This window comes from Flavobacterium terrae, assembly GCF_900142035.1.
Taxonomy (GTDB): Bacteria; Bacteroidota; Bacteroidia; order Flavobacteriales; family Flavobacteriaceae; genus Flavobacterium; species Flavobacterium terrae.
Genome location: NZ_FQZI01000001.1, coordinates 176,716 through 192,416, shown reverse-complemented (window position 1 = coordinate 192,416; position 15,701 = coordinate 176,716). Strand labels below are relative to the sequence as shown.

Sequence of the window (15,701 nt, the reverse complement as noted above, 5' to 3'; positions counted from 1 at the left end):
AAAGCATTTTGGAGTCGAAAGAAAAAGAATTTTTAAGCCGAATTGAAACTCATAAAGGAATTCTCTACAAGGTTTCTAAAATGTATATGGACAATCGGGACGATCAGGACGATTTGTTTCAAGAAATTGTTTGTCAACTTTGGAAGGGATATGACACCTTTAAAAGGGAAAGTCAGTTTTCAACTTGGATGTACAGAGTTGCAATTAATACTTCTATAGTTTTCTTAAAAAAAGAAAAACGTAAAGTAGACAAGTATGATATTGTTTCAGAAAATATTAAAGAGGATGAAGACGACTCCCATATTAAAGAAACTCAAATAGAACATTTCTATAAGGCAGTACAAAAGCTGGATAAGATTGATAAAGCTATCATTTTTTACCAACTTGAAGGATTCTCGCATAAAGAAATAGGAGAAAATCTAGGGATTTCCGATGGGAATGCTAGGGTAAAACTCAATAGAGCTAAAGAAAAATTAAAAGAAATTATAAAAAAACAAGGTTATGGACTTTGATGATATACAAAAAGCATGGAATAATGATCATAATAATGAGATCAAACTCCCAAATAATTTAGAAAAATTACAATCGGCTAATATGCCACTCGATAAAATTCGTAAAAACCTTAAAAATGAATTTATTTATCAAGTATTAGCAATTGTTTTCATTGGTTGTATTCCTTTTTTGTACAACTTTACTGATTTATTAGCAACAGCCTTTTATGGTTTATTTGCTTTGTTTTTAGTTATTTGTGCTTATTTTTTAGTAAAACTGTTTTGGTTTTATAAAAGACTTAATACGCCAAATACGAGTACAAAAGACAATTTATATGACACCTATTTTGATATTCGGTTAAATATGGAATTGTATAAATCATTTACTTATTCTATTGTTCCTTTTGCTTTAGCATTTGCAGCAATGATTATTTTGAAAGATCATTCTCAAGAAATCGTAGATGTTATTTTGAACAAAAAATCAGGCGATTTTATTCTTGGAGGTTTATTTGGAATGTTTGTAGGAGTAATGATTTCGGTAGGGTTTATGACAGAATGGTGGGTGAACTATTTTTATGGTAAGTACGCTAAAGAGATTCGAAAAATAATTGATAAATTAAAAGAATAAACTAAAGCCCATCTTTGTGATGGGTTTTTTACTTTTGTATAAAATTTAAAAATGAAATTATTCGTAACAGGAATAGGTACCGATGTAGGAAAAACAATTGCATCGGCTATAATAACGGAAGCTCTAGAAGCAGATTACTGGAAACCAGTACAAGCAGGAGATTTAGAAAATTCAGACTCTCATAAAATCCAAAAATATCTTTCAAACAATACAACTAAGATTTTTGATAATGCCTATGCTTTGCATACACCGGCTAGTCCTCATTTAGCAGCAAAAAGAGACGGGGTTGTAATTGATTTACACCAAATTCAAGAGCCCAAAACAAAAAATCATTTGGTAATTGAAGGGGCTGGAGGTGTTTTTGTTCCTTTAAATGATACTGATTGTGTTATCGATTTGATTCAGAAAGATTATAGAGTAATAGTTGTTTCAAGACATTATTTAGGAAGTATTAATCATACTCTTTTAACTATTGAAGCGTTAAAAAATAGAAATATAAATATTGCTGGAATTGTTTTTAGTGGAGACGAATATCCTTCAACTGAAGAAATTATCTTAAACAAAACAGGACTAAAAATGATTGGGCGAATAGATAACGAACCTTATTTTGATCAAAATGTAGTAAGATATTATGCTCAAAAATTTAAAGAAAATATATTAAATCTTTAAGAATATAAGATAAGAGGATAGGTAATAGAATTCTTTTGTCTATCATCTCTTTGTCTATTATCCATAATCTAAAAAAAATGAACTTATCTCAAAAAGACAAACTATACAATTGGCACCCTTATACACAACATAAAACTGCTGCTGATTTTCCTGCAATTGTAAAAGGGAAAGATGCGTTGTTGTGGGATGAAAACGGGAAGGAATATATTGATGCCATTGCTTCATGGTGGGTAAATCCTTTTGGTCATTCTAATAAAATTATTGCAGATGCTATCTACAAGCAATTAACTACTTTGGAACATGTGCTTTTTGGTGGATTTACACATAATAGAGCGGTGGAACTTTCTGAGAAAGTATTGTCTATTTTGCCTTCAAATCAAAAAAAAGTTTTCTATTCTGATAATGGTTCAACCGCTGTTGAAATTGCTATTAAAGCTGCTTTGCAGTTTTTTTATAATAAAGAAGAAAGAAGAACAAAGATTATTGCTTTTGAAGATGCTTTTCATGGAGATACTTTTGGAGCAATGGCGGCAAGCGGAATTTCATTTTTTACCGAAGCTTTTCAGGGTTCATTGCTGGAAGTAGTTAGGATTCCAGTCCCAACTCAAGATAATGAGCAAGAGGTTTTGATTCAATTAGAGAGTTTACTTTATTCAAAGGAATTTGCAGCTTTTATTTTTGAACCTTTAGTGTTAGGCGCTGCTGGGATGGTTATGTACGAAGCTTCTGCATTAGATAAATTAATTGAAATTTGTAAAAAACATCAAGTCTTTACTATTGCCGATGAAGTAATGACGGGCTTTGGGAAAACAGGCAAAACATTTGCTTGCAATTATCTTTCTCAAAAACCTGACATGATGTGCTTGTCAAAAGCATTGACAGGCGGAACTATTCCTATGGCGATTACCACTTTTACACAAGAAATTTTCGACGGATTTTATAGTGATGATGTAAATAAGGCACTATTTCATGGTCATACATTTACTGCTAATCCAACAGGTTGTGCAGCGGCTCTTGCAAGTATTGAATTGTTATGTACAGAAGAAATTCAGCAAAACATCAAACAAATTAACCAATTGCATTTGCAGTTCCAAGAGAAAATCAAAACCCATCATAAAATAAAAGTAACTAGGGTTCTAGGGGTAATATTTGCCTTAGAAATTAAAACCGAAGGTCAAGAAAGTTACTACGGTGGCCTTAGAAATAAATTATATAATTTTTTTATTGAAAAAGGAATTATTTTACGTCCAGTAGGCAATATTGTTTATATTTTACCACCATATATTATCACTAAAGAGCAGTTACAAAAAGTATATGGTAGTATAGAAAAGGTACTAGAAATAGTATAGTTTTCTTTGGGTTCTTTGTAAAAGCTTTGCGACCTTTGTAATTAAATTGAGTGAGTTTGAAACAAAAAATTGCCATTACTTCTTTGAGTTCTATTTCGGCATTAGGTCAACATCCTAATGAGATCTGGGATAGTTATTTATCTTATAAAACTGCTATTACAAATCAGTTGTTTAATGGTAAAAGCAAGCCTGTGGCTCAAATTCCTTTAGAAATAAAAAAGAAACTCAAGGAATTAAGAAATTCTGATACTAAATACAAAGCTTTAGATGAAACAGTTTTAATGGCTATTTTAGCTTCAAGAGAAGCAGTAAAAATGGCTGGATGGGACTCTGGAGAAAACTTTGGGATTAATATTGGATCATCTCGTGGAGCAACTCAATTATTTGAAACTCATCATAAAGAATTTATTGAAACAGGTAAAGCGGCAACACTTACTTCTCCAACTACAACTTTAGGCAATATTTCCTCGTGGGTTGCTCATGATTTAAAGAGTAAAGGATTAGCAATTTCACATTCAATAACTTGTTCTACTGGTTTACATGCAATTTTAAATGCTGTGGCGTGGCTAAAATCGGGTATGGCAACAAAGTTTCTTGTTGGAGCTAGTGAATCTCCTTTGACAGATTTTACTTTAGCTCAAATGGAAGCACTAAAAATTTATAGCAATCAGCCGGAGAATGAGTATCCTTGTCTTGCTTTAGATTTAGAAAAAAAGAAGAATACTATGGTGCTAGGAGAAGCAGTCTCGCTAGCATGTTTAGAATTAGGTGTGAAAGAAAATGCATTGGCTTATGTCGAAGGTATTGGTTATGCTACAGATGATTTAGAACATAATATTTCAATTTCTGAGGAAGCTAAATGCTTTCAAGAATCTATGAAGATGGCTTTGCAGAACACTCCGCTTGAAGATGTAGATGCGATTGTAATGCATGCTCCGGGAACTATTAAAGGAGATTTGTCAGAATTTAAGGCAATTCAAAAACTTTTTAGTAAATCGGGTATTGAGCCTGTCGAAGTACCTTTACTAACTACAAATAAGTGGAAGTTAGGTCATACTTTTGGTACTTCAGGAATGTTGAGTGTTGAATTAGCAATACTAATGATGCAACACAATACATTTATACCAGTGCCATTTATCTCAAACCAATTAGTACAAAAGCCTATAAAAAAAGTGTTGGTAAACGCAGTTGGTTTTGGAGGTAATGCAGTTAGTGTTTTATTAAGCTGCGATTAATGGCTACGACTTAACTCTTCTAATTTGTCATATACTAAATAACTTTCCCATCCTTTTCGAAGTAGGTAATCTCCAACTTTTTTCTTTTTCTTTAGTAAATTCTTTTCGAACACAGCATCCCATTGTTTTTCGGCTAAAAGATGGAAGTTTTCTATATATGTTTCAGGAAGAATTTCTTTTAATGCTTTGGTAATGTTGTATTTAGAAATATTTCGTAATTTTAATTCGTTTTCAATTCTAAATTTCCCCCATTTTTTAATGTTGTGTTTCCCTCTGGCAAAACTACAAGCAAAGCGTTCTTCGTTCAAGAAATTATGCTCGATAAGATGAACTATGATATGATCTATGACTTGAGGAACTATGCCTAGGGATTTCAGTTTTGTAATAACTTCATCATGGCATCTGTCCTGATAGGAGCAGTAATACTCAATTTTTTTTGTGGCTTCTTCTACAGTATATACTTTCGAATTCATACTGTAAAAGTATCAAAAACTATCCTAAATTTAAAAATGTAAGAAATTTCATATTATGAATAATTTATTAAAAGACCAAGTTTTATCGACTATCTGTAATATTTAACGATAAATTTAACTTTAATTACTTTTTTTATTCAGAATTAATAATATATTTGATGGCTTTATTTTAAACTAAGTGTTTGGTTTTCAGTAGAGCGTTTTACACAATTAAAACAGATACAATGAGAATTAAATTACTTATTTTTTCTTTATTTTTTAGTTTAATTAGTTTGGCTCAAAGCATTACCATTACAAATGCAAGTATTGGTGGTTCAGCGATTCTAGGTTCTAATAATTATAACGGTGGGGCAGAAAGGGTTTGGACTCAAAGTTCAGTCTCTTTTGGAGGTAAAGCTATTACTTGCAATCCAGCTGGTACACCTGCTTCTTCTACTGCTTGTCAATATATTCAAGCCCAAGCAACCAATGGAGTTGTTTATAATACTACTGCAATACCTGGTAGAATTTTAAGTGTCCAGTTTACTGGCTCAGCTTCTGTAGCATCAACATTATACCTTGGTACATCACGTTTGGTAAGCAATACAACAGCTGATTATGTAGTAACAGGAGGTACATCGTTTGGCTCACAAACAAATACCACCTATACATGGACTATGGCTTCAACAGATAACTATAACTACTTTTGTATAAAAAGAGGAGCTACTGCGCAATATTTTAGTTCTATAGTAATCACCTATGAAGTCCCACATACAGTAACTTTTAATGGCAATGGTGCAGACGGAGGTTCTATGTCAAATCAAACCGCAAATACTGCGACTGCTTTGACATCAAATGCTTTTACTCGAACAGGTTTTACTTTTGCTGGTTGGGGTACAGCGCCCGCTGGTCCAGTAGTTTATACTGATGGTCAAACCTATAATTTTTCTGCAGATTTAACTTTATATGCACAATGGACATCAGCAAGTTGTACATCTCCATCTACTCAAGCATCAGGTATATCTACAAATAGTTTTACGTTAGACGGTTTTAATGTCAATTGGACACCTGGAAATGGTAACGGAACAATGTTGGTTGTTAGACCTAATTTAGCTGCTAATGCAGTTCCTGTTTCTGGTACACCTTATTCTGCAGCTTTAGATTGGTCAACGGCTGGTCAGATAGATGCAAACAATAGAGTTGTTTTTAGAGGAGCAGGATCAACGGCAGGACCTATTACGGGTTTGACACCAGGAACAGAATACAGAGTAACGGCTTATGAATATAATGCCACTGGAGAATGTTATAATTTAACATCACCTGTATCAACTGTTACTTACACACTGAGTTCAGAGCCAACTGCCCATGCAGCTACATTTAGTTGCACGACTGCTTCAAGCACTCAAATAGATTTAAGTTTTTCGGCGCCTAATACTCTCACAAATGGTAGAGCATATATCATTCTGCAAAAAATAGGATCAGCACCAACAGGAGTACCCTCAGATGGGGTTTATTACCCTGCCGGAACCGTTATAGGGGACGCAGTAGTAGCCGGAAATACTTCATTGTCTGGAACAGATACAACTTTTTCGGTGACAGGATTAACGCCTGGAACTACTTATTATTTTACCTTAATCCCATTTAATGCATATTTAAGTGTTGCTCAAACAATAAACTATTACACAGGAGGAAGTATTCCCTCAACAAATTTTACGACAACTACTGCTCTATGTGTTGATGAAAATTTCAACTCATTTACTGGTGCTTCTTTTGGTAGTTGGACATCTACTGGTTTATCAAATTATACTACTGCGGCTAGTTCAGGTTTGAGCCCAAATTCAGCACAGTTTAATTCTACAGGTGATATTTTAACCACTCCTTCCTTTGCCTATGCAACAGAGTTAAGTTTTTGGATTAAAGGAAATTCAACTGATGCTGCATCAGCTTTATTAGTTGAAGGTTTTGATGGGACAAGTTGGGTCGTTGTTGATAATATTACAAATTCAATACCTACAACCGGAACAACAAAAATATATAATTCATCATCTACTCCTTCATTGCCAATAAATCTCCAGAGATTTAGGTTTACCTACACAAAATCTGCAGGTAATTTAGCATTTGATGATGTAAAAGTTTTATGTGGACCTTTAATATCTTCTAATGAGATAAACGTTCAAGGAAATTCAGTTTCAATTGTTGATGGAGATATTACACCATCCTTAACAGATCACACAGATTTTGGTTCTGTAGATGTTACTTCAGGTACAATAGTAAGAACATTTACCATACAAAATACTGGTAATGTTATATTAAACATAGGAATTGTCACCATTAGTGGAGCTCAGGCATCAGATTTTACAATTACATCTGCTCCAGCTGCAACAGTAGCAGCAGGAGGTTCTACAACTTTTCAAGTAACATTTGATCCAAGTGCTGTGGGTGCTAGAAATGCAACTATTTCTATTGCTAATGATGATGCTAATGAAAATCCTTACGATTTTAGTATTACAGGTAATGGAACAAATGTAGCGAGTAATGATTTATGTACAAGTGCAACAACATTGATTGTAAATGCAGCGCCTATTCCAGGGAGTATGACAGGATCAACAAGAACACCAGCACCTTTCAATAATAAGCCAGATGTTTGGTACTCATTTACACCTACTTGTTCAAGTACCCACATAATAACTGTTTCTGGTTTTACGGGTGATATTGATATTGAGTTGTTTTCGGGAAGCTGTCCTGCAACAACTACTTTTTTAGATGAATCCAATGGTACAACTTCTACAGAAACTATTAGCATTGCATTAACAGCTGGAACAACTTATTTTCTAAGAGTATTAGCATTTAATAATGCGGCTGAAACTTCAACTTTCAATGTTGGTGTTACAGCAGGAAGTTCATTAAATATTAGTAATACTGGAAGCCCAGCTACCGGTAATATAACAACAGGTACAAATAATGTAGTTATTATGGGAGTGACAACAACTCCAGCTTGTGCGACTAGTTATGATCTTTCTTCTATAACGTTAACTAACGCAGCTGCATCAACTGTAGCAGCTTCAGATATTTCTAATTTTAGAATATTTTATGATGCAAATTCAAATGGAGTTGTTGATGGAGCAGAAGCTTCTGTTTCTGGAGCAGGTATTGCCTTGAACACTTCAATGAATTTTACTTTGTCAGGACAAACAGGATTAACAACAGAGAGAAGATATCTATTAGTTGCCGATGTTTCTCCGACAGCAGTAGTAGGAAGAAAAATAAAAGTAGATTTGTCTCCTAACAGTAATTTAGTTGCTGTAATTAATCCTGCAGGAACTAAAAATGGAATTGCTTTAGGAAATGTACAAACGATTGTTACACCACCATGTACACCAGCTACAATTGTATCCGTGATGCCTTCTTCTGGACCTATTGGGACTCAAGTGACTATAACCGCATCTACAGGTAATTTGACTTCTGCAACTGCTTCATTTAATGGAGTTGCAGCAACAATTGTGTCTAGTTCGGCGTCTCAATTAGTAGTTACAGTACCATCAGGAGCAACTACTGGGAATTTAATTGTAACAGATTCTCAACCTTGTTCATCGGCAGCAATCGCTTTTACAGTTGTTGATAAAGATATTACGTCTTGCCAAAGTTCATCTTTAATTACAGATTTGTTTATTTCTGAAGTTACTGATGCTTCTTCGGGTTCTTTGACTTATGTAGAAATTTATAATGGTACATCAAGTACTATTGATATGGCTGCATTGAATTATGCAGTTAGATTTACAAATTACAATGCAACCTTAAACGATAGTGCTCCGGGAGTTGATGTTGATTTACCATTAGCAGGTGTTCTTGCCCCTGGAGGGAAATTTATTTTTGGAACTACTGTTGGAACTGCTTGTAGTGTGCCTGGAGGAAATGGTAGTTTAGCCAATCAAAGCGGAGTTCATTCTGGAATTAATAATAATGATTTAGTGAAGTTAGTAAAAGGAGGAACCGTAATTGATGTTTGGGGGTTTGCAGATGATACTCGTTTTTGGATCACTGATTTAGGACTTGGAGATAGAGGATACGATTTTGAAAGAAAAAATACAGTTTCGGCACCATCGACTACTTTCGCAGTGAATGACTGGGTAATTATAGATTGGGATAGCTGTAGTGATGATTATTCTAACATAGCAACTTATATTCCAGTTGTAGCAACACCAGTGATAACAGCACAACCTGTTATTTCGGTAACTTGTACAACTACTTCGGCAACTTTGAGTGTAACAGCCAATGAAGGTTTTGTAGGTGGTAATCCATTAACATACCAATGGTATATTGTTGCCCCTAATACTGCTTCATGGTCTACAGTAACAGATGGAGGTGTATTCTCGGGAGCAACGACAGCTAATCTTGCTATATCTTCAGTTGCTAATTTAGATGGGTATCAATTTTATTGTCAAGTAAGAGAAGACTTGGCAACATGTTATACAGCTTCTACGGCAGTTTTAATCTCTGTTCCTTCAACTGTTTGGAATGGTACAATTTGGACTAAAGGTGCGCCAGATGTAACTAAGATAGCCATCATAGATGGTAATTATGATACAGCAGCAAATGGTGATTTTGAATGTTGTAGTTTACTTGTAAATCCAAGTTATACTTTAGTTATTAAAGATGGTGATTTTGTTACTGTAGTTAATAATATAACTAACAATGGTACATTAAATATTGAAAATAATGGTTCATTAGTCCAAGTTGATGATGCAGGAATAAATACTGGTAATATAAATATGCAAAGAACTGCATTTATAGATTATAGAGATTATGTATATTGGTCAAGTCCAGTTGCTAATTTCAATTCAGCTGACATTTCCTCATACTCAGGTAATAATAATTTGTACAAATGGATTCCAACTGTTCCAGGAAACGGAGTAGGAGATTTTGGTAATTGGGTAAACGGTACAGAAACAATGGTTCTTGGAAAAGGATATATAGAAAGAGGGCTTAATAATGCACCATTAAATTCTCCTGTGAATTTCACTTCAACTTTTACAGGGGTACCTAACAATGGAATAATTAATACGTCAATTTCAAGAGGAACTTATAACACTGTTGGTGCTTACCCTTCGCCTTATTCTCCAACAAATGCTACACAAGATGATGATAATTGGAACTTATTGGGTAATCCTTATCCATCTTCAATATCAGCAGACGAATTTTTAACGGCTAATTCGAGTAATTTAGATGGTTTTGTTAAAATTTGGTTACATCGCATTGCACCAAGTGGATCAGCTTTAGACCCATTCTATAATAATTATGGATATAATTACGATCCAAATGATTATTTAACGTATAACCTTTCTGGGCCTTCAACTCCAGGAGTATTTGATGGTTATATAGGCGCTGGACAAGGTTTTATTACTAGGATGTCTGCAACTAGTGCTTCTGCTTCATCAAATGCTGTTTTCAGTAATAGCATGAGAAGTAAAACGTATAGAAATGATCAGTTTTATAGAAGTACAAATGTTAATTCAGGTGGTAGAATTTGGATTGATTTAGTATCTTCAACAGCAAGTAATTCAACACTTGTTGCTTATGTTAATGGTGCAACAAATGGAAAAGATCAAATGTATGATGCTCAGGCTAATTTGAAAGCTACTTTTAGTATTTATTCATTATTAGAGGGGTATGATAGACATATTATTCAGGGTAGAAGCTTACCTTTTGATCAAAACGATCAGGTACCATTGGCAATAAAAATACCTTCTAATGGTAATTATACAATTGCAATAAAGGATGTTGATGGTTTCTTTAATGATCCTAGTCAGTCTATTTATCTTGAAGATAAACAAACAAACTTTATTCATGATTTGCGTTCAGCTCCATATTACTTTACATCTAATAGTGGAGAATTTCTTGAAAGATTCGTATTGCGTTATACTAATCAAACATTGAATAATGATCAGTTTGAAGTTTCTGATAATAGCGTTAAAATTTATGCTTCAGATAATAGTATAGTAATAAACTCCTCAATAGAGCCTATCAAGACATATGAAATTTATAATGTGTTAGGTCAAACATTGGTTTCTAAAAAGCAATTAAAAGTTAATAAAGCAGAAGAAACTTCATTACAAAAAGCAAGTCAAGCTATTATTGTGAAAGTGACTTTAGAAAGCGGAAAAACAATTACTAAAAAAGTTATGTATTGATTTTTTTTCAGGTTAATAAGTTTAGAAATCCCTCTTTTGAGGGATTTTCTTTTTTGTTGAAAACTTGTTACTTTAATGAAGTAAAAAACAACTATTTTTACTAAAAATAATTTGATTTAAAATTTAGGAATAATGAGTTCAGAAAAAGAAGCCAAACTAAAAGCGCTGCAGCTTACTTTAGATAAATTAGATAAAGCATACGGTAAAGGAACCGTAATGAAAATGGGAGACAAAGCTATCGAAGAAGTTGAGGTAATCGCTTCAGGTTCGTTAGGATTGGATTTGGCTTTAGGAGTAAATGGGTATCCAAAAGGGAGAATCATAGAAATTTTTGGACCTGAATCATCAGGTAAAACGACATTAACATTACATGCAATAGCTGAAGCTCAAAAAGCGGGAGGAATAGCTGCTTTTATCGATGCAGAACATGCTTTTGATCGTTTTTATGCAGAAAAATTAGGTGTAGATATCGATAATTTAATTATTTCTCAACCAGACAATGGTGAACAAGCATTAGAAATTGCAGAGAACTTAATTCGTTCAGGTGCTATTGATATTGTAGTTATTGACTCGGTTGCAGCATTAACTCCAAAAAGTGAAATTGAAGGGGAAATGGGAGATTCTAAAATGGGTCTTCATGCTCGTTTAATGTCTCAAGCTCTACGAAAATTGACTGCTACAATTAGCAAAACACATTGTACTGTTTTCTTTATCAACCAGCTTCGTGAAAAAATTGGAGTTATGTTTGGAAATCCTGAAACAACTACAGGTGGTAATGCATTGAAATTCTACGCTTCTGTACGTTTAGATATTAGACGTTCTTCTCAAATTAAGGATGGAGAGAATGTATTAGGAAATAGAACTAAAGTAAAAGTTGTTAAAAACAAAGTGGCACCCCCTTTTAGAACAGCTGAGTTTGATATTATGTATGGTGAAGGTGTTTCAAAAACTGGAGAGATTTTAGATTTAGCAGTTGAATTTGAGATTATTAAAAAAGCCGGTTCATGGTTTAGTTATGGAGATACTAAATTAGGTCAAGGACGTGATGCAGTAAAAGCTTTAATTAAAGATAATCCTGAATTAGCAGATGAACTTGAACTTAAAATCAAACAATTGATTAAAGAAAACGAAAATTAGAATATTTAAGGCCTCAATTTTAAGATTGAGGCTTTTCTTTTTTTAAAACATGTTGTAAATTAGTGTTTTAAATCTTTTAGTTATGAAAAAGGTAGTTGTTTTTTTCTTGATAGTAATGACATCAATGAGTTGTTCAAATGATGATGGAAATAATTTTCACTACGAATATATTCCAGTTGATAGTGTAGTTTTACCTTCAGAATTTAAAAAAGATAGTATTTATGAGTTGCCATTCAAATATGTAAGACCAACTACGTGTCATTTTTTTGATGGTTTTTATTATGATAGAAACTCAAATATTAGAACAATTGCTATTGTAAACGGAGTAGTTGAACAAGATAATTGTACAACTGCACCAATTAATCCAATGACTGAAATTTTACGTTTTATTCCTACTACAGAAGCGAGTTATATTTTTAAACTTTGGAAAGGTGAAGATTCAAATGGCAATGATATTTATGATGAAATAGAAGTTCCTGTGGTTCCTTAATTAATTATCTTCTTTTTCTAAACGAACTAATTCATCATACATGAGTTTTTGAGCATCATCCCGAATTATTTTTCGGTCATGATGGTCTTTCGTTTCTGTTTCTATGAATTTTAAAATTTTAACTCTTAATTTTCCTGGGTATCCGCTAAAAAAAGTATAAGAAAAATGCTTTTTATTATCTGGGAAAAGCATTGGAACAATAGGTAAATCATGGTCTACTGCTAAATTGAAAGCTCCAGTTTTAAAAGTGTCTAAAACGATACTTTCGTCATCTGGGACTTTGCCTTCAGGGAAAATACAAATACTTAATTTTTGATTTATTCTTCGTTGAGCGCGCTCATAAACTTGCTGTCTGCTTTTAGGACTGTCACGATCAACCATAATTACAGCTCTTTTATAGAAGAATCCAAACAAAGGGATTTTAACCAATTCTTTCTTCCCTACAAATACAAATGGATTTTTTACAGTCACTAACATCAGCATTATATCAAGCATTGAGGTGTGATTCCCAATGAACATGTAACTTTTGTTAGGAATGATTTCTTGATCTTTTTCAACTTTTGGGTAAAAACCCATTCCATATAAAATCACTTTGGCCCAAATTCTTGCCATCTTAAAAAAGTGTGGATACCAACTTTCTTTTAAAAAAGAGACGAATAAAAAAGGAAACATTACAATGATGGGAAGTAATACTAAAATGTAAAACCACACACGCCAAAGAATCCAAAAAGGTATTTTAATAATTTTCATAGGCTCAAAAATACACAATCGCTTTAAAAATCTCACAAAAGAATTAACTTTGCTAAAAATAGATAAAATTACAATGGCAAAAATACTTACGGGAATTCAAAGTACAGGAACTCCACATTTAGGAAATTTATTAGGAGCGATTTTACCAGCTATCAAAATGGCCGAAAATCCTTCAAATGAATCGTTTCTTTTTATCGCCGATTTACATTCGATTACACAGATTAAAAATGGCGAAACATTAAGAAGCAATACTAATAGTACTGCGGCAGTGTGGCTTGCTTGTGGACTTGATCCTGAAAAAGTAATTTTTTATCGTCAAAGTGATGTACCTCAAACTACAGAATTGTCTTGGTACTTGAGTTGTTTTTTCCCTTTTCAGCGTTTAACCTTAGCGCATTCATTCAAAGATAAAGCAGATAGATTAGAAGATGTTAATGCTGGTTTGTTTACGTATCCTATGTTGATGGCTGCTGATATTTTATTATATGATGCTGAAGTGGTACCTGTAGGTAAAGATCAATTACAGCATCTTGAAATTACTCGTGATGTAGCCTCTCGTTTTAACCATCAAATGGGAGAAACGTTTGTTTTACCCGAAGCATTGACTAGTGAGAACACTATGTTAGTACCAGGAATAGATGGAGAAAAAATGAGTAAATCAAGAAACAATATTATCAATATTTTCCTTGATGATAAAGCACTTCGTAAGCAAGTGATGAGTATTGAAACAGATAGTACTCCTTTAGAAGAGCCTAAGAATCCAGATACGTGTAAAATATTTACAATTTTTAAATTATTGGCAAACGAAGAGCAAATTGCCGAAATGAAAGAGAAGTATAAAAACGTAAACCGCGATTTTGGTTACGGTCACGCAAAGCAGGCTTTGTTTGAATTAATCATTGACAAGTTTGCTGCCGAAAGAGAGCGTTATAACTATTATATGAACAATTTGGATGAACTTGAAGCTTTGTTGCTTCAAGGAGCTCAAAAAGCATCTGCAGTAGCTGATGGCGTATTGAAAAGAGTTAGAACAAAACTTGGCTACTAGATAAAACTTAATAAAATATAAAATCCCGAATAATCACTGAGCTTGTCGAAGTGAAATTCGGGATTTTTTTTATGCTAAAGTTTGTTTTTATTCTTCCTGTAAAGCATTCCAACCTCTAGCTTTTAAAGCTATTTTAGTGTTGGCACGGGTTACTAAATGAATTCCTTCGCTTTCTTGTGTCATGTGGCCAATAACGGTGAAGTTTGGATTTCCTTTGATTTTATCAAAATCATCCATTTTAATTGTGAAAAGCAACTCATAATCTTCTCCACCGTTTAGAGCAATGGTAGTAGAATCTATATTAAACTCTTCACATACATTAATGAATTGAGGATCCATTGGTAATTTATCTTCATAAACATTACATCCCACAGTCGATTGTTTGCACAAATGCATTACTTCTGATGATAACCCATCAGAGATATCAATCATCGAGGTAGGTTTTATGTCTAGTGCTTTTAAAATTTCGGCAACATCCTTTCGAGCTTCAGGTTTAAGTTGTCTTTCAATTAAATAAGTATAATTGTCTAAATCGGGTTGGTTATTCGGGTTTACTTGAAATACCTGTTTTTCTCTTTCTAAAACCTGTAGTCCCATATAAGCAGCTCCTAAATCACCTGAAACCACCAATAAGTCACCTTGTTCTGCTCCGTTACGGTAAACAATATCGTCTGCGTCAGCTTCACCTAAAGCAGTAATAGAAATGATTAGACCTTTTTGCGATGAGGTAGTATCTCCACCCACAACATCAATATCATATTGTTTAGCTGCTAACGTGATTCCTTCGTATAATTCTTCCAATACTTCTAAAGGAAAACGATTGGAAACAGCTACAGAAACCGTAATCTGAGTTGCTTTGGCATTCATAGCATAAATGTCAGATACATTAACCACTACGGCTTTATAACCTAAATGCTTCAAAGGCATGTAAGCCAAATCAAAATGAACACCTTCAATTAATAAGTCGGTAGAAACTACTGTTTTTTTGTTTTGAAAATCCAAAACAGCAGCATCGTCACCAATGCCTTTTATAGTGGATTCGTTTTTTATTTCGAAGTGTTTAGTTAAATGGTCAATTAAACCAAATTCACCTAATTGTGCTATACTTGTTCTTTGTGGTGTTTTATCTTCTATCATCGCTATTCATTTTCTAAGGCACAAAGGTACAAAGTTTTTTCAGGCTTAAAATTTTTAAAATTTCTATTTTGCTACTGACAAACTGTTGTCACTTGCCTCTCTTAATTTTGTTTCAGTAATCATTTAA

The 15,701-nt window shown here is 33.4% G+C and carries 12 protein-coding genes; 9 read left to right on the top strand and 3 right to left on the bottom strand.

Annotated elements, in window-relative coordinates; translation table 11 throughout:
* Positions 1-8 precede the first annotated feature (8 nt).
* The 5 genes from BUC09_RS00860 (at position 9) to BUC09_RS00840 (ending at position 4,372) form a co-directional block, all read left to right on the top strand.
* Entirely contained in the window at positions 9-512 is a 504-nt protein-coding gene (locus BUC09_RS00860; protein ID WP_073307758.1) for an RNA polymerase sigma factor, read from the top strand.
* Entirely contained in the window at positions 502-1,119 is a 618-nt protein-coding gene (locus BUC09_RS00855) for a hypothetical protein (protein WP_073307756.1), read from the top strand. Before BUC09_RS00860 ends, BUC09_RS00855 begins: the two co-directional genes overlap by 11 nt.
* Positions 1,120-1,170: 51 nt before the next feature.
* Positions 1,171-1,788 carry a dethiobiotin synthase gene (gene bioD, locus BUC09_RS00850; protein WP_073307755.1) on the top strand — a complete coding sequence of 206 codons (618 nt, stop codon included), beginning with the start codon at positions 1,171-1,173 and terminating at the stop codon, positions 1,786-1,788.
* Positions 1,789-1,865: 77 nt separating this feature from the next.
* A complete protein-coding gene (gene bioA, locus BUC09_RS00845) occupies positions 1,866-3,137 on the top strand; it encodes an adenosylmethionine--8-amino-7-oxononanoate transaminase (protein WP_073307753.1) in 1,272 nt (423 codons plus the stop codon).
* Positions 3,138-3,193: 56 nt separating this feature from the next.
* On the top strand, positions 3,194-4,372 hold the full coding sequence (locus BUC09_RS00840) for a beta-ketoacyl synthase N-terminal-like domain-containing protein (protein WP_073308998.1): 1,179 nt from the start codon (positions 3,194-3,196) through the stop codon (positions 4,370-4,372).
* On the opposite strand, the gene BUC09_RS00835 is transcribed toward BUC09_RS00840, so the two are convergent.
* The gene (locus BUC09_RS00835; protein WP_073307751.1) at positions 4,369-4,845 is read right to left on the bottom strand and encodes a regulatory protein RecX; all 477 of its coding nucleotides are present in this window, start codon (positions 4,843-4,845) and stop codon (positions 4,369-4,371) included. The genes BUC09_RS00840 and BUC09_RS00835 overlap by 4 nt on opposite strands.
* Before the next feature lie 224 nt (positions 4,846-5,069).
* Between BUC09_RS00835 and BUC09_RS00830 the strand changes: the two genes are divergently transcribed.
* The 3 genes from BUC09_RS00830 to BUC09_RS00820 all read left to right on the top strand — a co-directional run bounded on the left by BUC09_RS00830 (position 5,070) and on the right by BUC09_RS00820 (position 12,639).
* Complete coding sequence (locus BUC09_RS00830) at positions 5,070-11,012, top strand: choice-of-anchor D domain-containing protein (RefSeq protein WP_073307750.1); 5,943 nt, start codon at positions 5,070-5,072, stop codon at positions 11,010-11,012.
* 132 nt (positions 11,013-11,144) lie between these two features.
* The gene (recA, locus tag BUC09_RS00825; protein WP_073307748.1) at positions 11,145-12,149 is read left to right on the top strand and encodes a recombinase RecA; all 1,005 of its coding nucleotides are present in this window, start codon (positions 11,145-11,147) and stop codon (positions 12,147-12,149) included.
* Positions 12,150-12,231: 82 nt separating this feature from the next.
* Complete coding sequence (locus BUC09_RS00820) at positions 12,232-12,639, top strand: hypothetical protein (protein ID WP_073307746.1); 408 nt, start codon at positions 12,232-12,234, stop codon at positions 12,637-12,639.
* Here the strand turns inward: BUC09_RS00820 and BUC09_RS00815 are convergent, their stop codons facing one another.
* On the bottom strand, positions 12,640-13,251 hold the full coding sequence (locus BUC09_RS00815; protein ID WP_317041184.1) for a lysophospholipid acyltransferase family protein: 612 nt from the start codon (positions 13,249-13,251) through the stop codon (positions 12,640-12,642).
* A gap of 211 nt (positions 13,252-13,462) precedes the next feature.
* On the opposite strand from BUC09_RS00815, the gene trpS reads away from it, so the two are divergent.
* On the top strand, positions 13,463-14,437 hold the full coding sequence (gene trpS, locus BUC09_RS00810) for a tryptophan--tRNA ligase (RefSeq protein WP_073307742.1): 975 nt from the start codon (positions 13,463-13,465) through the stop codon (positions 14,435-14,437).
* A gap of 87 nt (positions 14,438-14,524) precedes the next feature.
* On the opposite strand, the gene thiL is transcribed toward trpS, so the two are convergent.
* On the bottom strand, positions 14,525-15,574 hold the full coding sequence (gene thiL, locus BUC09_RS00805) for a thiamine-phosphate kinase (RefSeq protein WP_073307739.1): 1,050 nt from the start codon (positions 15,572-15,574) through the stop codon (positions 14,525-14,527).
* Positions 15,575-15,701: the final 127 nt, after the last annotated feature.